Source organism: Pseudomonas sp. NGC7 (assembly GCF_047159675.1).
Classification (GTDB): domain Bacteria; phylum Pseudomonadota; class Gammaproteobacteria; order Pseudomonadales; family Pseudomonadaceae; genus Aquipseudomonas; species Aquipseudomonas kermanshahensis.
This window is the reverse complement of record NZ_BAAFZY010000001.1, coordinates 1,997,902-2,020,527: the sequence shown is the minus strand read 5'-3', so window position 1 is coordinate 2,020,527 and position 22,626 is coordinate 1,997,902. Positions and strand designations below refer to the sequence as shown.

20 protein-coding genes and 1 pseudogene are annotated in these 22,626 nt (G+C 59.7%); 13 read left to right on the top strand and 8 right to left on the bottom strand.

All coding sequences use genetic code 11. From position 1 onward, the window contains the following. Positions 1-111 precede the first annotated feature (111 nt). The 3 genes from ACMCNM_RS09205 to ACMCNM_RS09195 all read left to right on the top strand — a co-directional run bounded on the left by ACMCNM_RS09205 (position 112) and on the right by ACMCNM_RS09195 (position 1,718). On the top strand, positions 112-672 hold the full coding sequence (locus tag ACMCNM_RS09205; RefSeq protein WP_027596007.1) for a Smr/MutS family protein: 561 nt from the start codon (positions 112-114) through the stop codon (positions 670-672). 69 nt (positions 673-741) lie between these two features. After that, positions 742-1,287: a GTP cyclohydrolase I FolE gene (gene folE, locus ACMCNM_RS09200; protein ID WP_186679489.1), complete on the top strand. Its 546-nt coding sequence runs from the start codon at positions 742-744 to the stop codon at positions 1,285-1,287. A 59-nt stretch (positions 1,288-1,346) separates the two neighbouring features. Further along, positions 1,347-1,718, top strand: coding sequence for a glutaredoxin family protein (locus tag ACMCNM_RS09195; protein WP_412764244.1), 372 nt, complete (start codon positions 1,347-1,349; stop codon positions 1,716-1,718). 67 nt (positions 1,719-1,785) lie between these two features. Here ACMCNM_RS09195 and ACMCNM_RS09190 read toward each other — a convergent pair whose 3' ends face one another. Continuing rightward, positions 1,786-2,388: a glutathione S-transferase family protein gene (locus ACMCNM_RS09190; protein WP_085273724.1), complete on the bottom strand. Its 603-nt coding sequence runs from the start codon at positions 2,386-2,388 to the stop codon at positions 1,786-1,788. Positions 2,389-2,533: 145 nt separating this feature from the next. Between ACMCNM_RS09190 and ACMCNM_RS09185 the strand changes: the two genes are divergently transcribed. After that, complete coding sequence (locus ACMCNM_RS09185) at positions 2,534-3,724, top strand: benzoate/H(+) symporter BenE family transporter (protein WP_412764243.1); 1,191 nt, start codon at positions 2,534-2,536, stop codon at positions 3,722-3,724. Between the two features lie 277 nt (positions 3,725-4,001). Here the strand turns inward: ACMCNM_RS09185 and ACMCNM_RS09180 are convergent, their stop codons facing one another. The 3 genes and pseudogenes from ACMCNM_RS09180 to ACMCNM_RS09170 all read right to left on the bottom strand — a co-directional run bounded on the left by ACMCNM_RS09180 (position 4,002) and on the right by ACMCNM_RS09170 (position 7,457). Beyond that, positions 4,002-4,865 carry a methyl-accepting chemotaxis protein gene (locus ACMCNM_RS09180; RefSeq protein ID WP_371098508.1) on the bottom strand — a complete coding sequence of 288 codons (864 nt, stop codon included), beginning with the start codon at positions 4,863-4,865 and terminating at the stop codon, positions 4,002-4,004. Then, a pseudogene (locus ACMCNM_RS09175) lies at positions 4,863-5,390 on the bottom strand (HAMP domain-containing protein); the annotation flags it as partial. The pseudogene ACMCNM_RS09175 and the gene ACMCNM_RS09180, both read right to left, overlap by 3 nt. A 669-nt stretch (positions 5,391-6,059) precedes the next feature. Continuing rightward, positions 6,060-7,457: a PLP-dependent aminotransferase family protein gene (locus ACMCNM_RS09170; RefSeq protein ID WP_186703944.1), complete on the bottom strand. Its 1,398-nt coding sequence runs from the start codon at positions 7,455-7,457 to the stop codon at positions 6,060-6,062. Positions 7,458-7,768: 311 nt separating this feature from the next. Here ACMCNM_RS09170 and ACMCNM_RS09165 point away from each other — a divergent pair, with 311 nt between their 5' ends. Next, positions 7,769-8,938, top strand: a complete 1,170-nt coding sequence (locus ACMCNM_RS09165; protein ID WP_412764242.1) for an MFS transporter — start codon at positions 7,769-7,771, stop codon at positions 8,936-8,938. A 146-nt stretch (positions 8,939-9,084) separates the two neighbouring features. Here the strand turns inward: ACMCNM_RS09165 and ACMCNM_RS09160 are convergent, their stop codons facing one another. Further along, positions 9,085-9,846 carry an SDR family oxidoreductase gene (locus tag ACMCNM_RS09160; RefSeq protein WP_186679476.1) on the bottom strand — a complete coding sequence of 254 codons (762 nt, stop codon included), beginning with the start codon at positions 9,844-9,846 and terminating at the stop codon, positions 9,085-9,087. A 535-nt stretch (positions 9,847-10,381) separates the two neighbouring features. On the opposite strand from ACMCNM_RS09160, the gene ACMCNM_RS09155 reads away from it, so the two are divergent. Beyond that, a complete protein-coding gene (locus tag ACMCNM_RS09155; protein WP_412764241.1) occupies positions 10,382-11,383 on the top strand; it encodes an NADP-dependent oxidoreductase in 1,002 nt (333 codons plus the stop codon). A 323-nt stretch (positions 11,384-11,706) separates the two neighbouring features. Here ACMCNM_RS09155 and pyrF read toward each other — a convergent pair whose 3' ends face one another. After that, on the bottom strand, positions 11,707-12,408 hold the full coding sequence (pyrF, locus tag ACMCNM_RS09150; RefSeq protein WP_027595997.1) for an orotidine-5'-phosphate decarboxylase: 702 nt from the start codon (positions 12,406-12,408) through the stop codon (positions 11,707-11,709). Between the two features lie 182 nt (positions 12,409-12,590). On the opposite strand from pyrF, the gene ACMCNM_RS09145 reads away from it, so the two are divergent. Beyond that, entirely contained in the window at positions 12,591-12,758 is a 168-nt protein-coding gene (locus ACMCNM_RS09145; RefSeq protein ID WP_016500979.1) for a DUF2897 family protein, read from the top strand. Between the two features lie 253 nt (positions 12,759-13,011). Here the strand turns inward: ACMCNM_RS09145 and ACMCNM_RS09140 are convergent, their stop codons facing one another. Next, positions 13,012-13,344 (bottom strand): ComEA family DNA-binding protein, encoded by a 333-nt coding sequence (locus ACMCNM_RS09140; protein WP_085273731.1) that lies wholly within the window; start codon positions 13,342-13,344, stop codon positions 13,012-13,014. Positions 13,345-13,782: 438 nt separating this feature from the next. After that, on the bottom strand, positions 13,783-15,447 hold the full coding sequence (gene pgi, locus ACMCNM_RS09135) for a glucose-6-phosphate isomerase (protein WP_186679468.1): 1,665 nt from the start codon (positions 15,445-15,447) through the stop codon (positions 13,783-13,785). 902 nt (positions 15,448-16,349) lie between these two features. Here pgi and ACMCNM_RS09130 point away from each other — a divergent pair. From ACMCNM_RS09130 to ACMCNM_RS09105, 6 genes are all read left to right on the top strand, one after another. Beyond that, positions 16,350-17,051, top strand: a complete 702-nt coding sequence (locus tag ACMCNM_RS09130; RefSeq protein WP_412764240.1) for an ABC transporter permease — start codon at positions 16,350-16,352, stop codon at positions 17,049-17,051. Positions 17,052-17,063: 12 nt separating this feature from the next. Then, positions 17,064-17,717: an ABC transporter ATP-binding protein gene (locus tag ACMCNM_RS09125; RefSeq protein ID WP_085273734.1), complete on the top strand. Its 654-nt coding sequence runs from the start codon at positions 17,064-17,066 to the stop codon at positions 17,715-17,717. A gap of 45 nt (positions 17,718-17,762) precedes the next feature. Continuing rightward, positions 17,763-18,869, top strand: a complete 1,107-nt coding sequence (locus ACMCNM_RS09120; RefSeq protein ID WP_085273735.1) for an ABC transporter permease — start codon at positions 17,763-17,765, stop codon at positions 18,867-18,869. Further along, on the top strand, positions 18,862-19,947 hold the full coding sequence (locus tag ACMCNM_RS09115; protein WP_085273736.1) for a polysaccharide biosynthesis/export family protein: 1,086 nt from the start codon (positions 18,862-18,864) through the stop codon (positions 19,945-19,947). The genes ACMCNM_RS09120 and ACMCNM_RS09115 overlap by 8 nt, the downstream gene beginning before the upstream one ends. 130 nt (positions 19,948-20,077) lie before the next feature. Beyond that, positions 20,078-21,070 (top strand): capsular biosynthesis protein, encoded by a 993-nt coding sequence (locus ACMCNM_RS09110; protein ID WP_085273737.1) that lies wholly within the window; start codon positions 20,078-20,080, stop codon positions 21,068-21,070. Beyond that, positions 21,063-22,592 carry a stealth conserved region 3 domain-containing protein gene (locus tag ACMCNM_RS09105; RefSeq protein ID WP_085273738.1) on the top strand — a complete coding sequence of 510 codons (1,530 nt, stop codon included), beginning with the start codon at positions 21,063-21,065 and terminating at the stop codon, positions 22,590-22,592. The genes ACMCNM_RS09110 and ACMCNM_RS09105 overlap by 8 nt, the downstream gene beginning before the upstream one ends. Positions 22,593-22,626: the final 34 nt, after the last annotated feature.

Genomic DNA, 22,626 nt, shown 5'->3' with positions numbered 1-22,626 from the left:
CCCTCAGGGCCTTCACCTAACCTGTGGGAGCGGGCTTGCCCGCGAAGAGGCCCGCACAGGCTGCACACAGCCCCACAGTCGCGTAAACTACGCCGCCCACGTGGAGGCATCATGCAAGACGACGACTTTTCCCTGTTCCATGCCGAAGTGCGCGGCGTCAAGCCGATCAAGCACGACCGTGCCGAGGTCGGCAAACCCAAGGCCGACCGCAAGCAGCTGGCCGGCCTGCGGCAGGCGGCTACCGTGCGCAGCGACAAGGCACTGGTGATCGACGGCATGTCCGACCAGTTCGTCATCGACGTTGGCGCCGAAGACGAGCTGATGTGGCGCCGTGACGGCGTGCAGGAAACCCAACTGCGCAAACTCAAGCTCGGCCAGATTGCCTTCGAGGGCAGCCTCGACCTGCACGGCATGACCGTCGAGAAAGCCCGTGAAACACTCTGGGACTTCATCGCCGAGGCCACCAAGCTGGAAGTGCGCTGTGTCCGCGTCACCCACGGCAAGGCCGCGCGCCTCGACGGCAAGCGCCCGATGATCAAGAGTCACGTCAACACCTGGCTGCGCCAGCACCCGCAAGTGCTCGGTTTTGCCTCGTGCAACCCGCGCCATGGCGGCACCGGCGCGGTGTATGTGATGCTTAAACGAACCATGCTCGAAGGACGCGACGAGTAACGCCGCGCTTGCAGCGCCGCCCTTGCCGCCGTACCCTTCGTTTTTGCGATTTTTCCCACAGGTAGATACATGTCCCTGGAACAGAACTACACCGAGATTCTCAGCCAGATCGGCGAGGACGTCTCCCGTGAGGGCCTGCTCGACACGCCCAAGCGGGCTGCAAAGGCCATGAAGTACCTTTGCCGCGGTTATGAGCAGACGCTGGAAGAAGTCACCAACGGCGCGCTGTTCACCTCCGACAACAGCGAGATGGTACTGGTCCGGGACATCGAGCTGTACTCGATGTGCGAGCACCACATGCTGCCCTTCATCGGCAAGGCGCACGTGGCCTACCTGCCCAAGGGCAAGGTGCTGGGCCTGTCGAAGGTGGCACGCATCGTCGACATGTACGCACGCCGCCTGCAGATTCAGGAAAACCTCAGCCGCCAGATCGCCGAAGCGGTCGAGCAGGTAACGGGCGCTGCCGGCGTGGCCGTGGTCATCGAAGCCAAGCACATGTGCATGATGATGCGCGGTGTCGAGAAGCAGAATTCGAGCATGATCACCTCGGTGATGCTGGGCGAATTCCGCGCCAACGCCGCCACCCGCAGTGAGTTCCTCAGCCTGATCAAGTGATTGGCTGGTTACCCTGAGCCGACCCTGCTGGGTCGGCTTTTTCTTTTCAGGAGTTGCCCATGATCGTCAAAGCCCTGCGGGTTGGCCTCGGCCAGCTCATCGTGTTCGGCGACTGGATCAGCCGCCCGGCCAAGCGCAAGCGCGATGCCGCCGCCCAGGCGCGTGTCGAGCAAGCGGCCAGTGGCCTTGCGCTGTACCAGTTCCATGCCTGCCCGTTCTGCGTCAAAACCCGCCGCACCCTGCACCGCTTGAACGTGCCGGTGGCGCTGCGTGACGCCAAGAACGACCCGGAGCATCGCCAGGCGCTGCTGGAAGGCGGTGGCCGCGTGAAAGTGCCGTGCCTGCGCATCGAGGAAGAAGGCAAGGTGAGCTGGATGTATGAGTCCAAGGCCATCATTGCCTACCTGGACAAGCGCTTCGCGTCCGTTTGACAGAAACGCGTGGGGGCTACCGGCCTCTTCGCGGGACAAGTCGGACCGCGAAGAGGCCGGTACAGGCTCAGCCCACCATCGGCACATGCCGCGGATGGCTGGCCACGCGCTCCAGCCAGGCCCTGACCGCCGGGTAATCCGTCAGGTCGAACCCACCCTGCTGCGCCACATGGGTGTAGGCATACAACGCCACGTCGGCAATCGAATACTGCTGCCCCACCAGGTACGGCGTCATCTGCAACTGCCGCTCCATTACCTTCAGCGCCTTGTACCCGCCCTTGTGCAGCTTGCGGTACTCCTCCAACCGATCATCCGGCAGCCCCAGGTAAAACTGGATGAACCGCGCCACGGCAATATACGGCTCATGGCTATACTGCTCGAAAAACTGCCACTGCAAGACCTGCGTGCGCAACCGCGGCTCAGTAGGCAGGAACTCGCTGCCGTCGGCGAGGAAGTTGAGGATGGCATTGGATTCCCACAGGTACGTGCCGTCTTCCAGCTCCAGCACCGGCACCTTGCCATTGGGGTTCATCGCCAGAAATTCAGGCGTCTCGGTTTCGCCTTTTAGAATATCCACCGGGTGCCACTCATACGGCCGGCCCAGCAGGCTCAGCATCAGCTTGACCTTGTAGCAGTTGCCCGACTGGTAATCGCCATAGACCTTGTACATCACCCCTCCCCTCCCATGCAGTTGCGCATTCGTGCCCAATAGTTGGCGACTGTACGGCTAAAAGCAATGGCCGCTGTATGGCAAGGATCAACCTTGCTCGCGTTAGTCTGAAAAAACTGCTTACACCTTTACAAGGATTTTGTTCATGACCGATGCCACTTCCGCACGCCTGCGGCCCCTGGCAGACAGCTCCCCGTCGGCGGTGGTCGCCGGCTTCATTGCCATGCTCACCGGCTATACCAGCTCACTGGTGCTGATGTTTCAGGCCGGCCAGGCGGCCGGGCTGACCACTGCGCAGATTTCGTCCTGGATCTGGGCGCTGTCGATCGGCATGGCGGTGTGCAGCATTGGCCTGTCGCTGCGCTACCGCACGCCGATCACCGTGGCCTGGTCGACCCCAGGCGCTGCGCTGCTGATTACCAGCCTGGGCGGCGTCAGCTATGGCGAGGCCATTGGGGCGTACATCACCTGCGCCGTGCTGGTGCTGATCTGCGGCCTGACCGGCAGCTTCGAGCGCCTGGTCAAACGTATTCCGGCCTCACTGGCCTCGGCGCTGCTGGCGGGTATCTTGTTCAAGATCGGCAGCGAGATCTTTGTCGCCGCGCAGCACCGCACCGTGCTGGTGCTGGGCATGTTCTTCAGCTACCTGCTGGTCAAGCGCCTGTCGCCGCGTTACTGCGTGCTGGCCGCGTTGCTGGTCGGTACGGCGCTGTCTGGCGCCCTTGGCCTGCTGGACTTCAGCGGCTTCCGCCTGGAAGTGGCCACGCCGGTGTGGACCACGCCGAGCTTCTCGCTAGGGGCGACCATCAGCATTGGGATTCCGCTGTTCGTGGTGGCGATGACCTCGCAGAACATGCCCGGCGTGGCCGTGCTGCGGGCCGATGGTTACCAGGTGCCGGCTTCACCGTTGATTTCGGCGACCGGGTTTGCCTCGTTGCTGCTGGCACCGTTTGGCTCGCACGGGGTGAACCTGGCGGCGATCAGCGCAGCGATCTGCACCGGGCCACATGCCCATGAAGACCCGAGCAAGCGCTACACCGCGGCGGTGTGGTGCGGGATTTTCTATGGCATTGCCGGGGTGTTCGGGGCAACGTTGGCGGCGCTGTTTGCGGCGTTGCCGAAAGAGCTGGTGCTGTCGATTGCGGCCTTGGCGTTGTTCGGCTCGATCATGAACGGGCTGACCGTGGCCATGAGCGAGGCGCGCGAGCGTGAGGCGGCGTTGATTACCTTTATGGTGACGGCGTCGGGGTTGACGCTGTTCTCGATCGGGTCGGCGTTCTGGGGGATTGTGGCGGGGGTTTTGACGTTGATGATTTTGAATCCGCGTAGGGTATGACGGGAGCTCGGCGTCGGGGTTGAGATCGAGCGCCGCCCGCGCGGCGCATCGCGAGCAACGCTCGCTCCTACGTTTGTTTCGGGCCAGTTATTCCTGGGGCAAACGCGCGCGACCGCCTTGGCGCATGGCGCGATATCGCGTCGAACAAACAAGGCGGTCGCGTGCGCCTGTCACAGGCGTTATTGGCCAAAAACAAACGTAGGAGCGAGCGTTGCTCGCGATGCGCCGCGCGGGCGGCGCTCGATCTCAATACCGACACACCTGCCCCGCCAAGCGCCTACAACCTGAAATGCCCCACCATCCCCTTCAAGTCCGTGCCCAACTGCGCCAGCTCGACACTCGACCTGGCATTGTCCTGCATCGCCAACGCCGCCTGATCAGCACTGCCGCGGATCTGCGTAACGCTGCGGCTGATCTCTTCGGCCACCGAGCTCTGCTGCTCGGCCGCGGCGGCAATCTGCTGGTTCATCTGCTGGATCATTGAAACCGCCGAGGCAATGCTGCCCAGCGCACTTTCAGTCTGCAACACATCCGCCACCGCCAAACGCACCAGCTCGGTACTGCCGCGGATCTGCGCCACCGACTGTTGGGCGTTGCCGCGCAAGCTCCCCACCAGGGTCTCGATCTGCTCGGTCGATTGCCGGGTACGCCGGGCCAAGGCCCGCACCTCATCGGCCACCACCGCAAAACCACGCCCCTGCTCGCCCGCACGCGCCGCTTCGATCGCGGCATTGAGCGCCAGCAGGTTGGTCTGCTCGGCGACGCTTTTGATCACTTCCAGTACATCGCCGATGGTGTGGATCTCGGCACTGAGGCTGTCGATGCCGGCACTGGCCGTCTCGGCAGCCGACGCCAACTGCTCGATACGCTGCATGCTCTGACGCACCACCACTTGCCCAGACTCGACCTTGTCATCGGCAGACTGGGCCGCCTGCGCCGCTTCCTCGGCATTGCGCGCCACGTCATGCACGGTGGCCGTCATCTGCTGCATGGCGGTGGCCACCTGTTCGGTCTCCTCCTTCTGGCTGCCCACCTCGCGGTTGGTCTGCTCGGTCACCGCCGACAGCGCCTGCGCACTGCCGGCCAGTTGCTCGATTCCCTGCTGCAGCCCGCTGACAATGCCCGACAGCCCGGCCGCCATCTGCTGCATGGCCTGCATCAACTGCCCCACCTCGTCGCGGCGCGGCGCTTCTGCTTCCAGGCTCAACTCGCCCGCGGCAATGCGCTGGGCACGGGCGATGACGCGCTTGAGCGGCCCGACCACCGCACGGGTGATCAGCCAGGCCGCCAGCACACCCACCAACAGCGCCAGCCCCGTGGCCAGGGCAATGGCCAGGGCATTGCGCGACAACTCACCTTGCAGGGCCTGCTCCTGCGCCAGGTAGGCCTGGTCGACCCGGCCGGTGACCTGCTCGGCCCGCGCCTGCAGCTGCGCCTTCAGGCCCTGCTCCTTGGCCAGCAGGTCGGTGTATTCGTTGAGTTTGTCGGAGAAACTGCCGATGTGCCCAGCCACTTCGCCCAGCACACTCTGGTACCCGGCATCACTGACGGCGGCCTTGAGCTGTTCGACCAGGCTTGCGGCTTCGAGGGTCTGGGCGATGCGCGTCTGGCCCGTGCCTTCTTCACCCTTGCGGCTCTTGTCCAGGCGCACGCGGGCTTCGTCCATTGCTTGCAGCATCAGCCGCGACACCTGCGCCACCTGCGCGGCCTGCTCCAGAAACTCGCCGCCCTGCTGGCCCTGGGATTGTTTGAGGGTGTAGGTGCCGTCGTCGGCCAGCCCGGCCTGCAGCACATCCAGGTTGTTGGCCACGCTGGACACCGACCAACTGGCCATGTCCAGCGCCAGCTCCTTGGCCTGCACCGCTTCGACAAAGGCCTCGAACGCCTGGCCATAGGCGCTTAGCTCAGCCTCGGCCGCCGCCAGCGCCGGCAAGCCACGGGCACGTTCGGCCATGCCCTGCAGGCCCGTGCGCAAGGCCTCGGCCTGCTTGATGTCAGAACTCATGGCAAAGGTTTGTTCGTGCTGGCGCAACCTGAGCAGGTCGGTATTGAACTGGGCCAGCTGGCGCAAGCCGTCGAAGCGTTGGCCCACGCTGTGCAACGCGGCGATGCCGATGGCCGCCACCGCCAGCGTCAACAACAGCACCAGGGTAAAGCCCAGGCCGAGCTTGCGGGCCATGCCCAGGTTGGCCAGAACACCGTGCTTGGTCGCGCCCATCGCCGATTCCCCTTCACCTTGTCAGGTTTTGCCGAAGGCCAAGCGTGGCAACGATACCCGTGCACTCACAAGGGCCTGACGCCAGAATAGTGTCAAATAGCTATGAGCGTGTCGCTTTCAGGGTGCTGGAGGTCGCCCTGCGTGTTTGAAGAAGGCCTGGGCGCGGGAATCCTGCCCGTAAGCGACATTGATGCGCAGCCAATCGCTGGTCGCACCCTGGTAATCGAAGGCGCTGCCAGGGGTGAGCAGCACCGCATGCTCCAGGGCCAGCCGCTCCAAGCTGGCAACGTCACGCCCGGGTACCCGCGCCCACACGAACATACCGCCGTAAGGCTCACAGAACACCTCCCACCCCGCCTGCTCCAACTGCCCGAGCAATTTGGCCATGTGCTGGCCCAGGCGCACCCGCAGGCGTTGCACGCTTTTGCGGTAGCTGCCGTTGGCAAGCATCTGCCCCACCACCTGCTCGGCGAAGCGCGACGTGCCGATGCCACTGACCATCTTCAGCTCGGCCAGCCGCGCCAGCAGGGCCGGGTCGGCGACCAGGTAGCCGACCCGCAGCGAGCTGCTGAGGGTTTTGGAGAAGCTGGCCATGTAGATGACACGCTGTTCGCTGTCCAGCGTGGCCAGGCGCGTGGCCGGGCCTTCCTGGAAGTCGGCGTAGATATCGTCTTCGATGATGCGCAGGTCGTGCTCGCGGGCCAGCTCCAGCAGGCGGTAGGCAACCTTGGGGGTCAGGCTGGTGCCGGTCGGGTTGTGGTACAGGCTGTTGATGAACAGGCAACGCGGGCGGTGTTCGGCCAGCAAGCGCTCCAGCGCCGCCAGGTCTGGGCCTTCGGCCAGGCGGGGCACGGGCAACATGCGCACCTGGTGCTGGCGCAGCAGGTTGTACAGGTTGTAGTAACCGGGGTTTTCCACCAGCACCGTATCGCCAGGGCGCAGCAAGGTGCGCACCAGCAGGTCGAGGCCATGGCTGGCGCCTTGAGTGGTGAGGATGCGTTCGGGGCCGGCGGCGATGCCCTGGCGCGCCAGGCGCTTGTGCAGTTGCTGACGCAGGCTGGCCAGGCCCAGCGGTGGGCAGTAGTCGAACAGGTCCTGCGGGTTGCCGCGGCTGACCTGGCGCACCGCCTGGGCCAGCTCGGTGGCCGCACGCCAGCTGTTGGGCAACCAGCCACAGCCGAGCTTCAGCAGCTCGTCATGGCCCTCGCGAAACTGCCGCCAGTGGCCATCGCCAGCCTCGCCCCAAGGCAAGCCATCGTCCGCCTCGCCCACCGGTTTACGCTCGGCGACGAAAAAGCCGGTGCCATGCCGCGCCTCCAGCCAGCCGCTGGCGACCAGGCGATCATAGGCCTCGATCACACAAGACGCGCTGACCGCCTGGCTGCGCGCCAACGCACGGATCGACGGTAGACGGGCGCCGGGGCGCAGGCGTTGGTGGCCGATCCAGGTTTGCAGGTGGTTGGTGAGCTGCTGCACCAAGGGCGTCGGGCTGGTGCGGTCTAGAGGGAAGTGCATGGCAAGTGTTCGCAGGTTTTGAGCGAACAGTTAAGCATAAATGGGGTGGCGGTGTGTCTGGTTGCGGGGGCTGCTTGGAATCATTGTTGCCACACCGGCGCGGCCCTCACATCGCACGCGATTCGGGTAGGAGCACGCTGTACCTGTGGGAGCGGGCTTGCCCCGCGAAGAGGCCGGTGAAAACACCGGAAGTCTTGGCTGCTTTCACTGGCCTCTTCGCAGCACAAGGCTGCTCCTACCCGGATTTTTCACCGCCCATTGAACTGCGCTGTACCTGTGGCACTGCCCTTTAAAAAACCAGGATCTTACCCATGCCCCGCGCCCCCGCCAGACTGGCCTTCGCCCTATGCCTGATCACCCTCGCCGTCAACCTCCAGGCCCCGCTCTACATCACCTACGCCGACCTCTCCGGCCAGGGGGCCGCCGCCACCGCCGTGGCCTTCTCCGGCTACGTGCTGGGCGTACTCCCGGTACTACTGGCCCTCGGCGGGCTGGCCGACCGGGTTGGCCGCCGCCCTATGATCATCGCCGCGCTGATCCTGTCGATGATCGCCACGGTGCTCATGCTACTCGCCCCCAGCCTGCAAACCCTTGGCCTGGCGCGGCTGTTCCTGGGCCTGGGCACCGGCCTTGCCTCGGCCACGGCAACCGCCTACATGGGCGAGCTGATGGGCAGTGACGGCAGCCCCCGTGCCGCCAACTGGGTCACCGCCAGCACCTCGCTGGGCTTTGGCCTGGGCGCCGCGCTTACCAGCCTGTTCTTGCTGCGCGGCCCGAGCCTGACCCCAGGCAGCTTCCACCTGCAGCTGCTACTCGCCGCCATTGCCCTGGTGCTGGTCTGGCGCCTGCCCGACCCGCGCCCGACACAGCGCAGCGCCATGCTGCGGCTGCCGTGCTACCCCCGCGGCAGCGTTGCCTATGGCCTGGCCATCTTGCTGGCCTGGGCCTGCGTTGGCTTGGTCATCGCCCTGCTGCCGGGGATTTTGCGCCAGCATGGCTTGAGTGCCTGGTCGGGGTTTTCGACCTTCTGCGTGATCAGCTGCGGCTTGTTGTTTCAGCCGATGGCACGTCGCCTGTCGAGCCTCAAGGCCACGCTGCTGGGGCTGCTGATTCTGCCGTGCAGTTACGCGGTGCTGGCTTGGGGTGCCGATGCTGGGCGACTGGGGGCCGTGTTGCTGGGCGCGGTGGCGGCCAGCAGTGCGTGTTACGGGTTTATCTACCTGGGCGGGTTGGCGGCGGTGAACCAACTGGCCGGCACAGAAAAAACCCGGGCCAGTGCCGGGTTCTTCCTACTGGCGTACCTGGGCTTCAGCTTGCCGGTGATCTTTACCGGGTTGCTGAGCGACCGCTTGGGGTCACGGATGGCCTTGCTGGTGTTTGGTGGGGTGCTGCTGCTGGGGTGCGTGCTGGTTGGGTTGGCGTTGTGCTTGTCTGCGCGGACTCCTGCAGCGCAAAGCCCGCAGCTACAAGTACGCAACTGACCCTTGTAGGAGCGGCCTTGCGTCGCGAAAGGGCCGCAGAGCGGCCCCAGCATCCTGTGCCAAAACGCTGAAATCGTGGGGCCGCTCTGCGGCCCTTTCGCGACGCAAGGCCGCTCCTACAAAAAAGATCACATGCCCCGGACTTGTCAGATCGCCGTAGCCCCGCCATCCACTGTCAGGCTGTGCCCCGTGGTGAAGGCTGCCCCATCGCTGCACAGGTACAGCACCGCGCTGGCAATCTCCTCCACCTTGCCGATGCGCCCCACCGGGTGCATCGCCGCCGCGAATTCCGCCTTGCGCGGGTCCGCTTCATAGGCACGGCGGAACATGTCGGTATCGATCACCGCCGGGCACACCGCGTTAACCCGGATGCCCTTCTTCGCATACTCGATGGCCGCCGACTTGGTCAGGCCGATGACCGCGTGCTTGGAGGCACTGTAAATGCTCATTTTCGGCGCCGCCCCCAGCCCCGCCACCGACGCAGTATTGACGATCGCCCCACCGCCCTGGGCCAGCAGCAATGGCAACTGATACTTCATGCACAGCCACACCCCTTTGACGTTGACGCCCATGATGGCGTCGAACTGCGCCTCGCTGCCCTCGGCCAAACGGCCCTGCTCGATCTCGATACCGGCATTGTTGTAGGCATAGTCCAAGCGGCCATAGGCGGCGATGAGCTGCTCATGCAGCTGGCGCACATCCGCTTCCCGGGTGACATCGCAGGCGATGAACATCGCATCACCGCCCGCCTCGTGAATCAACGCCACCGTGGCCTCACCGCCGACTGGGTCGAGGTCGGCCACCACCACCTTCAAGCCTTCACGGGCGAAGGCCAGCGCCGTTGCCCGGCCGATACCTGCGGCGCCACCGGTGACCAGGGCTACCTGGCCGGAAAAGGTCATGCTCATCGTTTGCTCCTGGTTGTTTTTTGGGGGATTGCATCAGGGCCGCTAGGTGCGGGGCTGGAGAGGGTGGCGCCTGTGAGATCGAGCGCCGCCCGCGCGGCGCATCGCGAGCAACGCTCGCTCCTACGTTTGTTTCGGGCCAGTTATTCCTGGGGCAAACGCGCGCGACCGCCTTTGGTGCATGGCGCGATATCGCGTCGAACAAACAAGGCGGTCGCGCGCGCCTGTCACAGGCGTTACTGGCCAAAAACAAACGTAGGAGCGAGCGTTGCTCGCGATGCGCCGCGCGGGCGGCGCTCGATCTCCCGGCCACCAAACATCTTCCGCCGAACACCTGCCGGCCATTACCCAATGCCGCGCCAAACACCCACCAACCATCACCCACCCGCTGCCCCAGAGCATAGTCACCCCCTTCCCCCCCGTGCAGCATCATCACACCCACGGTTGAGCTACCATGCCTACCAGTGATTTTGCGCTACAACCTGCATCAGCAAGGTAAATTGCCCCTACACCGATCAACTGCCCACAAGGACCCGCCATGACCCAGACCAACCGCCGCTTCCTGCTCGCCAAACGCCCGGTCGGCGCCGTGCGCCGTGACGACTTCAGCTTCGAGACAGTACCCGCCGAACAGCCCGGCGAAGGCCAGATTCTGGTGCGCAACCTGTACCTGTCCCTCGACCCCGCCATGCGCGGCTGGATGAACGAAGGCAAGTCCTATATCCCCCCGGTGGCCCTCGGCCAAGTGATGCGCGCCCTCGGCGTCGGCGAAGTGGTGGCCTCCAACCACCCCGACTACAAACCCGGCGACCACGTCAGCGGCCCGCTCGGCGTGCAGGACTACTTCACCGGCGAGCCCCAAGGCCTGCACAAAATCGACCCCAGCCTCGCCCCCCTGCCCCGCTACCTCTCGGCCCTGGGCATGACCGGCATGACCGCCTACTTCGCCCTGCTCGAAGTCGGCCAACCCAAAGCCGGTGACACCGTGGTCATCTCCGGCGCCGCCGGCGCAGTCGGCAGCATCGTCGGGCAGATCGCCAAGCTCAAAGGCTGCCATGTGGTCGGCATCGCCGGCGGCGCCGAAAAATGCCAATACCTCAAGGACGAACTCGGCTTCGACGGCGTCATCGACTACAAGGCCGAAGACGTACTGGCCGGCCTCAAGCGCGAATGCCCGAAAGGGGTAGACGTGTACTTTGACAACGTTGGCGGCGAGATCCTCGATGCCGTGCTCACCCGCATCAACCTCAAGGCCCGCATCGTCATCTGCGGCGCCATCAGCCAGTACAACAACAAAGAAGCCGTCAAAGGCCCGGCCAACTACCTGTCGCTGCTGGTGAACCGCGCGCGCATGGAAGGCTTTGTGGTATTTGACCATGCCAAGGATTACGGCAAAGCCGCGCAGGAAATCGCCGGCTGGCTGGCCGCTGGCAAAGTGAAGAGTAAGGAAGATGTGGTGGAAGGGTTGGAGACCTTCCCAGAGACGCTGCTCAAGCTGTTCAGCGGCGAGAATTTTGGCAAGTTGGTGTTGAAGGTCTGACAGCGTAGGCCCTGGATTTCAGTGCCTGTCTCGATTGTTGTATCGGGGCGTAAATCGAGCGCCGCCCGCGCGGCGCATCGCTACGTTTGTTTTTGGCCAATAACGCCTGTAGCAGGCGCGCGCGACCGCCTTGGCGCATGGCGCGATATCGCGTCGAATAAACAAGGCGTTCGCGCGCGTTTGCCCCAGGAATAACTGGCCCGAAACAAACGTAGGAGCGAGCGTTGCTCGCGATGCGCCGCGCGGGCGGCGCTCGATCTCACAGGCACCAAAACTGCTGTGGCGAACCCCTACCGACGCAAACGCAAACGCAACCCAGCCCCTTACCCGCGAATTTCAGCTACAACCGCAGCCAAAGCCTGTGCCGGGTCCGCCGCCTGGCTGATCGGCCGCCCGATCACCAAGTAATCCGAGCCAGCATCCAACGCCTGACGCGGGGTCAAAATGCGGCGTTGGTCATCCTGAGCGCTACCCGCCGGGCGAATACCCGGGGTCACCAGTTGCAGCGAAGGGTGCGCAGCCTTCAGTGCCGTCGCCTCCAGCGCCGAGCACACCAGCCCGTCCATGCCCGCCTTCTCGGCCAATGCCGCCAGGCGCAGCACTTGTTCTTGCGGGTCAACATCCAGGCCGATACCCGCCAGGTCTTCACGTTCCATGCTGGTCAGCACGGTCACGCCAATCAGCAACGGCTGCGGGCCGCTGCGCTTGGCCAGCACTTCACGGCAGGCCGACATCATGCGCAGGCCACCGGAGCAATGCACGTTGACCATCCACACGCCCATCTCGGCGGCAGCCTTGACGGCCATGGCCGTGGTGTTGGGGATATCGTGGAACTTGAGGTCGAGGAATACTTCGAAGCCCTTGGCACACAAGGTTTCGACGATGCCCGAGGCACTGCTGGTGAACAGCTCCTTGCCAACCTTTACCCGGCACAGCGCAGGGTCAAGCTGGTCAGCCAGCTTCAGAGCGGCCTCACGGGTAGGGAAGTCGAGGGCGACGATCAGGGGCGTCTGGCAGGCGGACATGGTCAGGGTCTCTTGGCAAGTCGAAAACGGCGCGCATTGTAAACGAAGTGGCGCAGGCTTTGGGGGCCGCGGGTCATGGAATTGGCCCTGCAAGGCCTGACTTCTATAATTGAACCAAAGGAACCGGCAATTGCTCAAATTTCATACAAGCGCCGCCCCATGATGATCAAAGGAGAACGACAATGCCCTGGTATGCCTGGCTGATACTCATCATAGCCCTCGGCTCGATTGTCGGCGGCTTGATGATGCTGCGAGATACGGCGAAGAAACTGCCGTTGACGGATGAGCAACTGCGCAAGGTGCATGAGCGCAATGCTGAAGCCGATGCGAAGGACGCGCAGGACCGTTAAACCCCCTGCTCCATTCCCTGTAGAAGACAGCAACGTCCATTCGACGTCGCTGTCATGCCAAATGAAAAGGCCTTAGTCCGCCCCTTCTCTACATGTGGCAGCTGGACCTGTGGGAGCGGGCTTGCCCGCGAAGAATCCAACCCACTCTCCGCTCGAGTTCCAGCTGGTTTTACCTATACCTCTCCATGCTTAAGTAATGCAGACGTCCATAAATGGGCTGAGCCAAGCATCGCCTGCCCAGCCCGACTGCTGATTACTCCACCATTACCTTGTCCCGATTACGCTCCAGCAACGCATTGCCGATTCCCTTGATCTCCAGCAGCTCGTCCACCGACGCGAATGGGCCGTTGGCTTCTCGGTAGGCGACGATCGCTTCAGCCTTGGCCTTGCCGATGCCGTTCAGTTCTTTTTGCAGGGTTGGGGCATCGGCCTTGTTCAGGTCTAGGCGGGTGGTCTGAGCTTCCATGTGGGTGACGATTGGCACTGGTTCCTGCATGGCGGTGGTGCTGGCGGGGGCGGCGCTGACCGAGAAGGACAAGCTGGCGAACAGGGGCAGAAGCAGGTAGGACAGAACGGTATTGCGCATTAGGGATCACTCCTTGGGTTGGTCTTATCTAGCAGCAGCGTTCCTTTGGCTGCGCAATCAACCCTAGCGGTATTCCATTGTTCTAACTAGACAGGCGGCTCGATGAATCGTTACCAAATGGGACAGCAAATAGCGGAGCTTCGTATACCCATATAAAGCGCCATGGCCCCACACTTCACATGATGACTAGCCTTAATCCAAATATTTTATAACCTGCACGAAAAGTACCTTAAGGTAATACTTACATTCGGACTTCTGACTATGAACATTCCTACAAAAACGCAAGCAAAGTAGTTCGCCCCTTAAAGCGAGACTCGACACCTAACTAGGGTAGATATAGGGCGCGCACTTGCGGGGCCGCATTCGTAAATCGCTCGTGCCCATTGCTTCTCAGCAATGGGCACGAGCGATTCGTTTATGACTTCTCGGCAAAAACAATCAGCCGCGGTGGCGACCACGGAAGTAATTGATCAGACCTTGCGTTGAGCCATCTTCAGCAGCCTCATCGTTACTCCCGACTAAACGCCCGTATACGCCGTTGCCCAGCTCCTTACCCAGCTCGACCCCCCACTGATCGAAGGCATTCACACCCCAGATCACGCTCTGCACGAAGACTTTATGCTCGTACATTGCAACCAGTGCACCAAGACGGCGCGGGTTAATGCGTTCGACAACCAAGGTGTTACTTGGGCGGTTACCCGGAATCACTTTATGCGGGGCCAGCTTCTCGATATCTGCTTCATTCAGGCCTTTTTCCCGCAGCTCGCTTTCTGCCTCATCGCGGGTCTTGCCCAGCATCAACGCCTGACTCTGCGAAAGGCAGTTGGCGTACAGCCATTGATGATGGTCAACCACTGGGTTGAAACTCACTACCGGTACGATGAAGTCAGCAGGGATAAGGTGGGTGCCCTGGTGCAAGAGCTGGTGATAAGCATGTTGCCCGTTGCAGCCAACGCCGCCCCAGATAACCGGGCCGGTTTCGGTCTTCACCGGCGTTCCATCCTGCAGGACGCTCTTGCCATTGGACTCCATGTCCAGCTGTTGCAAATGCTTGGTGATGTTTCGCAGGTAGTGGTCATACGGCAGGATCGCATGGCTGCGGGCGCCCCAGAAGTTGCCATACCACACGCCCAGCAGGGCCAGCAGCACCGGCATGTTCTGATCGAACGGCGCGGTCTGGAAGTGCTGGTCCATGGTGTAGGCACCAGACAACAGCTCCTTGAAGTTGGCGGTACCGATGGCCAAGGCGATCGGCAGGCCGATGGCCGACCACAGCGAATAGCGCCCACCGACCCAGTCCCACATCGGGAAGATGTTCTCTTCACGGATACCGAAGGCGACGGCGGCAGCCTTGTTGCTGGAGACGGCAATGAAGTGCCGGTACAACTCGGATTCCGCCCCGCCATGGGCCAAGTACCAGGTGCGCGCAGCCATGGCGTTCTTCAACGTCTCTAACGTGTTGAACGACTTCGACGAGACAATGAACAGGGTGGTTTCGGCGCGCAGGTTGGCCGACAGTTCGTGGAACTCACTGCCGTCGATGTTAGCCAAGTAATGGCAGCGTACGCCGCGTTGTGCGTAGGGCAGCAGCGCTTCGGAGACCAGTTCAGGGCCGAGGAACGAACCGCCGATACCGATGTTGACCACGTCGGTGATCGGCTTTTCGCTGTAACCGCGCCACAGACCGTTATGAATGCGTCCGACCAGTTCGGTGATCTGGTTAAGCACTTTGTGCACTTCCGGCATCACGTTGACGCCGTTGACGCTGAGCTTGTCGCCCACCGGGCGGCGCAGGGCGGTGTGCAGCACCGGACGGCCTTCGGAGGCGTTGATGATCTCGCCGCTGAACATCGACTTGATCGCATCCTGCAGGCCGACTTCGTTGGCCAGGTTCACCAGCAGGTCGCGGCTTTGCTCGGTGATCAGGTTTTTCGAGTAGTCGAGGAACAGGCCGCAGCTGCTCAGGGAGAATTGATCAAAGCGCTTGGCATCAGCGGCAAAGGCTTCGCGCATGCTGAAGTTCTGCATGGCCTCACGGTGGTGCTGAAGCGCCTGCCAGGCAGGGAGGGCCGTCACATCACGGGGGTTACGGTAGTACGGCATTGCGAATGATTTCCTTGATGCATAATCTGTCCATGAACAACAGCCAGCTGCTGCCAATTTCGGCGGGCATTATAGGCACTGTGCTCGCTAGGGGAATGGCTGGCGGGATAAATTGTAAGCTTGGCCGCCATCGTGACATTGACTCTATTAGTCAGCCTCCTTTCAGATCTCAATCGCCCCCAAAAAATGCCGATCTGCCTGTGGAGAGACAGCTGGGACATCGCGTGCCCTATTCAAACCTGACGCAATTGATGCCTTTCGAACCAATCATACAGGCCTCAAAAACCCATCTGAGCCCGTAAGCTTCTGAATTCTATAGCCATAATGGATAAATTTTAGCCAGCATTGAGTCCTATTTTGTAGCAATTGTGCTGAGATAACAGTCGATTGAGCAGGTCGCATTGCCAGCGCAATCAGTGGATATCGACGTTATAAGGGCCAAGACGGACCCACCGTGTAAACTGGCACATCCCGAGGTGATATCTTTTGACACCACCCATAACTATGCAGCTCTTGGGCTACAGCCCCTAATCATCTAGCCCCTGCCGACATACGGATCTTGCAGCCAACTATTGAGATGTGCAGAGAGGTGACTGTGTCGCTATCACCACAGATCGAGTGAATCGAGCAGGCTTAAGATTGCAAATTCGCTCAATTTTCTTGACGCTTGCGTCTTATCGAATTACCCTCGCGCACCTTAGAACATGGAAGTATCCGGGAAATCCCCAGCCTACCCGCCAAGGGAATCGGGCCTTTCGTGAAGATGAATTCCGGCGTGCTTAGGCGCGCTGCTTTGCTTTGCGGTAACCATCTTGAAGCCTCGTTCGTCGCTGCAGATTCAGAAATCAGTCATCTTTGCCCTAGTCCTGCGCGAGGCACGAGCCCGCATTGGGGATCGACGCATGGGCGCGGTCTGGATCCTGATCGAGCCAATTTGCCATCTGCTGATTTTCTCACTGCTGTACACCATGATTCGTGGCCGGACGATCTCCGGGGTCGAGTACCCCGTTTTCGTGCTGGTGGGCATGGCTCCGTTTTTGCTCTACCGCAACACGGCACTCAGGTTGATGGACAGCCTACGGGAGAACCGATCCCTGTTCGGCTACAAACAGATCAAACCCCTCGACACCTACATAGCACGCGTAATCGTCGAAGCCTGCATCAGCGGGCTTGTCTACGCCCTTATCGTGTTCGGCTTTGCCTGGTGGGGGTTCGATATGTCCATCAACAACCCACTGATGTGGTTCATGACACTGACGCTTGGCCTGCTTTTTGCGTTCAGTCTCGGCATGGTATTGGCGCTGATCACGCATGCCTTACCTAGCCTGAAGCTGGTCATACGCATGGTTTTCTTCCCCCTCTATTTCATATCAGGGGTACTCATCCCTGCGGCGTACCTGCCACACGCATTGATGCCGATCCTGCTGCTCAACCCGTTTCTTCACTTGACCGAACTGATTCGCGGCGAGGTACTGCCGCATTACGCAATGGTCGACGGCATCTCAATCGGTTACGTGACTGGCTTCACCCTGGTGCTGTTGTTCATTTCGCTGGGCAGCTACAGGGCACGCAGGCTGCATTTGATTTCCACCAAGAATGGATAAGGCCCGGCTACCGTGTTCGAATTGAGAAACGTCACCAAGTCATATCTGACGCCCAAGGGGCGCCGATATGTCTTTCGGAATCTGTCGCTAGCTATTCCACCTGGGAAGAACATCGGCCTTATCGGCCGTAACGGCGCTGGCAAGTCAACACTCATGCGGCTCCTAGGTGGGGCCGACGTGCCTGACTCGGGCACGATTGTCACCGACAGAAGTATCTCCTGGCCGGTTGGTTTGACGGGTGGGTTCCAAGGCAGTATGTCCGGTAGGGACAACATCAAATTCGTCTGCCGAGTCTATGGCGCAGAAGGCGAAGCAATGCGCGAGAAGATTCGCTTTGTCCAAGAGTTCGCCGAAATTGGCACCTGGATAGACGAACCGATTAAAACATACTCGTCCGGTATGCGCTCTCGCGTTGCCTTTGGCCTAAGCATGGCGTTTGACTTCGATTACTACTTAATCGACGAAGTCATGTCGGTGGGTGACGCTCAGTTCAAACGTAAGTGCAGGAAGATTTTTCGCGAGAAGCTAAAGACCTCCAATGTTGTACTCGTGTCACACTCGATGTCAGAAATCAGCAAACTCTGCGATATCGTTTTGCTCGTGAAAGATGGCGAAATAGAGATTTACGAAGACGTGATCGAAGGCATCAAAGCTTATAGCGCCTAATAATATTTTTTTGCAAGACTGTTCCATTCAAGGATGCATCACATTATGAGCAGCACGGGTAAATTCAAGGGCTGGGGCCTAGCAATCGCAATGGTCGCCCTACCAATGGTCCTGGCGGTCGTCTACTACGGTGCGTTCGCCGTTGACCGCTTTGTCAGCTCTTCCCAAGTGGTGGTGCGTCAAGACGGCAATAACCAGGCAGCGCAGGTCCCAGGTCTCGCGACTCTTTTGACCGGGACCAACCCGGCGTCGCGAGAGGAAACGCTTTACCTTCGTGAGTACATAACGTCGACAGACATGATGTTGCTACTGGAAGAGCGCGTGCACTGGATTGAGCAGTATGCCGCCCAGCGCAGCGACATTTTCTTCTGGCTGGATGAGAATGCCGAACGTGAAGACCTGCTCAAGTACTACCAGCGCATGGTTTCAGCCCACTACGACGAAACGACTGGCCTGCTGCGCGTAGAAGTCCAGGCCTTCACGCCTGAGCTTTCCGAGAAGATGCTTCGCACCATCCTGCAAGCCAGCGAACACTTCGTCAACGAAGTCAGCCATAAGATTGCACGCGAACAAATGAAGTTCGCCCAAGGCGAACTGGAAACCGCACGGCTGAACTACGCCAAACGCAAAACTCAACTGCTGACGTTCCAGAACGAGAACAAGGTTCTTGACGGCGGCACCACAGCCCAAAGTCGGGCAACTATCATTGCCGACCTCGAGAGCCAATACACGAAGGAGCAGGCCCTCCTTACCGAGATGACCTTCAAACTGCGCAATGATGCCCCTCAGGTCAGGCAGCAGCGTCAGAAGGTTGAATCGATTACTCAACAGCTGAGTAAAGAAAAACGCCTTTTGGTCTCCTCCCCACAAGGTACACAGTTGAACGTAGTGGCCTCGCGCTTCCAACAACTGACGCTGGATGCCGGGATCGCTGAAGAAAGCTACAAGACTGCTGTTGCCGCTGTTGACAACGCCCGCATCGAAGCTAGTAAGAAAATTCGGACGCTAGTAACAGTTGTTAGCCCAAATACCCCACAACTCGCCCTGTACCCAGAACGTTGGTACAACCTGGCGACCATTTTGCTTGGCCTGTTGATGCTCTACGGCATCACCCGCTTCATTCTGGCTTCGATCGAGGATCATCGTGATTAAATCCCTGGCTGTCTCTCGCACCTTCAACCTGAAGCTGGCAGCACTGGCCCTGGCAAGCCTGAGCCTGGCCGGTTGCGGCGGTACGATTTCCGGCGCAGGCCCTTACAAAGGCGCGATCGAAAGTAAAACCGAGGCCTACACCCTCGTCGACATTGACGCGAAGACCATCGCGCCCTACATGCGAGGTGCTGTTCCACCGGTGCTGGCAACGGTCACCAAGCCCGTGCCGCCGGAAGTACGGCTAATGGCAGGTGACACACTCAATGTATTGATCGCTGACACCGCACCGGAAGGCTCGTCTCTGTTCGCCCCGCTGGCTACGGGTGGCACACAGCTCAAGTCTCGTATTGACTCTGAAGGGAAGCTATCTCTCCCTTATGTGGGCCGCCAATTCGTCGCCGGCATGACATTGAATCAAGTTGAAAACATGATCCATCGTCAATTGAAAGGCATTACTACAGACGTGCAGACTCACGTCGAGCTGGTAGGTGACCTGTCGGGCTCGGTACTGGTTGCTGGCGCGGTTAAAACCCCAGGACGTTTCAGCACCCTCCAGGGTCCGCTGACCCTGCTCGACGCTGTCAACCAGGCGGGAGGCCCGGTACTCGAGCCTCACTTGGTTAACGTGACTGTGCGCAACGGCAGCCAAGTCCAACAGTTCAACTATGAAGAAGTTTTGGCAGGCAACAACATGGTTTTGCGCCCGAACTCTGAAGTAGTGCTTGACAGGGCACGACAGCGCTTCGTCGCCATGGGCGCTGTAACATCGCCAGGGCTGAAAGACTTGCCCGACCGCAATACTAGCCTGCTCGATGCATTGGGCAGCGTAGGTGGCCTGCGCGAAGGCAGCGCCAACGCAGAAGGCGTCTTCGTCTTCCGCATGGAGGCTGGCAAACCGAAACCTGTCGTCCTGCGCCTGAACATGCGAGACCCTGCGGCCATTTTCTATGCCCGCCAGGTGATGGTTAAACCAGACGATACGATCTACGTAACAAACGCAGCCGTGTATGAGTGGCAAAAAGTCATCTCCCCGATCGTGCAAACCATGGTTCTGGGACGCGCGACTGGTGTGAATTGATAGCTGGCGTAAACATGCCCGGGCAGCCGGGCATGATTACGCGCAGCGAGTCAGATGGACCACCTCATCGTCACCGACTCTTGAATACACCGGCATAACCGTCAGTCCTGAGTAAACAGCAACCTGAACGATGAATGACATCTCGATTATCGTACCTCTCGACTTATCACAACGTCCGCTGGATATTCTGCGAAAAGCAGTCCGGATGTCGGACGCTGCCGAGAGCGCGCGCATACCTCTGATTTTCTCGCTCAACGATCAGAACAGCCTCAATGACCGGCGCCTCAAAAAAAGCCTAGAGAACAACCGCTATACTACGCTGCTGGCCAAAAAGCACTATACAGGTTCAGTGAACCCATCTTTGCTCCGAAACAGAGCATTCGAAGTGGTGAACACGGAGCTGATTGCCTTACTGGACGTCGACATTTGGCCCGACTTTTCCCTCCTGGAAAAATACAGAGACCTTATAGCCGCCAAGCATTCCCCGTTCTATTTCCTCCCCTGCATGTATCTGACGGCCAAAGGGTCAAAAGACCTTTGCAAGGGGAAAACAACCCCAGCTTTACTGAAAGAAAAATACTTCTCGTTTTCTCGAAAAGAATTCCTGCACCTGGCGAATCCCTCGTCTGTCACTTTGATGAAAAGTGATGACTACGCTGCCATCGGCCAGTTCAACGAATCCTACAGCGGGCATGGTTACGAAGACTTCGACTTCATGATGCGTTTGGCGCAGCATTATGGATCATTGCAGCCATGCAGAGAAATGATGTCTAACAAGAGTGCGCGCTCGCCATTGTTCACCTCGGGGTTCAGGCGCGCGCTAGGCCGCCTTTCTCTTGATGCTCTATTAAACAAAGATTTTGTTTTCCATCTTTATCATGAACGACCTAATGTAATCGCGCACAAAGAGAGACGGGAATCTAATTACTCAAGATTCGTGGAAACTCACAACAGGAACTGGGGCGACGACATTTCCAAAAGCCTATTGGAAGAATTTATCGAAGCCTGTCGCCTGTCTGATCGAAGCGTCGACGACTACTCAGCGCTCTTCGAGAACAAACCAGGCCACATAGACAGATTCGATACTTTCAAGCGACGTTTGAGATTTTTATTAAATGAATAAAAAGCCAGTGAAGTACAAAAAAATACGGAAATTTCTTCGTGACCCAAACATGTTTTTCTATGACATGTTTCGTAAACGTGTCTTCAAGGATGCTCCACCTGCAGCTATCACCAAGACCGAAGCAAAACCTCAGACGGTGACACGCAGTGTCGACCTTTTAGAGGTGAATCGCCTGGGGCTGCCGGAGTACATTCGCAAGTATCTCAATGCTGGAATAGGCGCCGAGGACGGCGTCAACCCTAACAGCTTGGTACTGTGGAGCGGGTATCTCAACGGCCTGATCAGCTTCATCGCCGGACTAAAAGAATCCACACCGACCAATGTAACAATCTACACCCTAGGCGGTGGATTCAATCTAGCCTCGCGTGCAGATGACCGCTTTGATGTGAAAGCAGTCTGTTCAGCGCTAGCGCAACGTCCAGATTTTGTCGTCGAACTGTGCAATATCCTTGGCGAGACCCATGTTCTGCACTTCTACCTCTACGACCTCGCCGCTACGGGTGAAGCCACCATGCGCTCGGGCCGGGCATGGCAGCGCCGCTTCCCAATAGATATGTTTGAAGAAATCTACGCCCCCAAAGCCAAGCGCGTGGATTATCAGACCATCGACGCGGTTTACACCTGGGTAAACCACACAGACGAAAACTGGCAAACCTTATGGACAGAGTCCTTCCCGGAAGAAGGCTTCGATCCAGACCGCTATACCAATAACGACGAGCTCCGCTATTCGCTACGCTCGCTGAATAAGTACGCACCTTGGTTGAACAAGATCTATGTTGTCTCTAACTGCCAGAAACCAGAATGGCTGCGCGATGACAAAAAGGTAGTATGGGTTGATCACAACGAGATCTTCCCAGATACCGATGTGCTTCCGAACTTCAACTCGCACGCCATCGAAGCATGCCTGCATCGGATACCAGGACTTAGCGAAAACTTCATCTACCTAAACGATGATTTTGTCCTAGGCCAGCCGTGCCTGCCGACTGATTTCTTCGATGAGATCGGGCGCTCACTTGCCTACTTCGAACCTTACGGAATGGCCGGTGACGCAATCAACGAAGAGACACCAGACTATTTGGTCGCTGCTAGCAACTCACGCAAGTTGCTACGGACTGTTTTCCCGAGTTACGAAGCCAAAAACCTCCATCGGCATGTACCCTACTGCTTGAAAAAGTCGGTATTAGAAAAGATCGAAGGGCTATTCCCAGAAGTCTTCACCTTGACACGATCGGCCAAACGCCGTAGCCCGGATGATATCAACCTAACATCATTCCTCTATCACCACTTTGCCTACGCATCGGGCCTGGCGGTCAAGGCAGATGCTCCAGGTATCATCATTCGCCCCACCAATATCTCCCGAGTGGTCAACAAAGAGCGCTTCAAGTACAAGCTCATTTGCTTTAACGATGGCAATGGCAGCGCAGAAGACACCACCTATAAGAATCAGACTCAGATTTTCTTCGATCAGCGTCTATTCCAAAGCGCCCCGTGGGAGCGTCATAGCCCCTCACCTAGTGCGTAAGCTTGCCTAGACGACCAGGATCAAGGAAAAATCC

Bases quoted from the DNA above. Each gene is read 5' to 3' on its own strand.
- ACMCNM_RS09205 (WP_027596007.1), top strand. From the start codon at position 112: ATGCAAGACGACGACTTTTCCCTGTTCCATGCCGAAGTGCGCGGCGTC.
- folE (WP_186679489.1), top strand. From the start codon at position 742: ATGTCCCTGGAACAGAACTACACCGAGATTCTCAGCCAGATCGGCGAG.
- ACMCNM_RS09195 (WP_412764244.1), top strand. From the start codon at position 1,347: ATGATCGTCAAAGCCCTGCGGGTTGGCCTCGGCCAGCTCATCGTGTTC.
- ACMCNM_RS09190 (WP_085273724.1), bottom strand. From the start codon at position 2,388: ATGTACAAGGTCTATGGCGATTACCAGTCGGGCAACTGCTACAAGGTC.
- ACMCNM_RS09185 (WP_412764243.1), top strand. From the start codon at position 2,534: ATGACCGATGCCACTTCCGCACGCCTGCGGCCCCTGGCAGACAGCTCC.
- ACMCNM_RS09180 (WP_371098508.1), bottom strand. From the start codon at position 4,865: ATGGCGGCCGGGCTGTCGGGCATTGTCAGCGGGCTGCAGCAGGGAATC.
- ACMCNM_RS09170 (WP_186703944.1), bottom strand. From the start codon at position 7,457: ATGCACTTCCCTCTAGACCGCACCAGCCCGACGCCCTTGGTGCAGCAG.
- ACMCNM_RS09165 (WP_412764242.1), top strand. From the start codon at position 7,769: ATGCCCCGCGCCCCCGCCAGACTGGCCTTCGCCCTATGCCTGATCACC.
- ACMCNM_RS09160 (WP_186679476.1), bottom strand. From the start codon at position 9,846: ATGAGCATGACCTTTTCCGGCCAGGTAGCCCTGGTCACCGGTGGCGCC.
- ACMCNM_RS09155 (WP_412764241.1), top strand. From the start codon at position 10,382: ATGACCCAGACCAACCGCCGCTTCCTGCTCGCCAAACGCCCGGTCGGC.
- pyrF (WP_027595997.1), bottom strand. From the start codon at position 12,408: ATGTCCGCCTGCCAGACGCCCCTGATCGTCGCCCTCGACTTCCCTACC.
- ACMCNM_RS09145 (WP_016500979.1), top strand. From the start codon at position 12,591: ATGCCCTGGTATGCCTGGCTGATACTCATCATAGCCCTCGGCTCGATT.
- ACMCNM_RS09140 (WP_085273731.1), bottom strand. From the start codon at position 13,344: ATGCGCAATACCGTTCTGTCCTACCTGCTTCTGCCCCTGTTCGCCAGC.
- pgi (WP_186679468.1), bottom strand. From the start codon at position 15,447: ATGCCGTACTACCGTAACCCCCGTGATGTGACGGCCCTCCCTGCCTGG.
- ACMCNM_RS09130 (WP_412764240.1), top strand. From the start codon at position 16,350: ATGGGCGCGGTCTGGATCCTGATCGAGCCAATTTGCCATCTGCTGATT.
- ACMCNM_RS09120 (WP_085273735.1), top strand. From the start codon at position 17,763: ATGAGCAGCACGGGTAAATTCAAGGGCTGGGGCCTAGCAATCGCAATG.
- ACMCNM_RS09110 (WP_085273737.1), top strand. From the start codon at position 20,078: ATGAATGACATCTCGATTATCGTACCTCTCGACTTATCACAACGTCCG.
- ACMCNM_RS09105 (WP_085273738.1), top strand. From the start codon at position 21,063: ATGAATAAAAAGCCAGTGAAGTACAAAAAAATACGGAAATTTCTTCGT.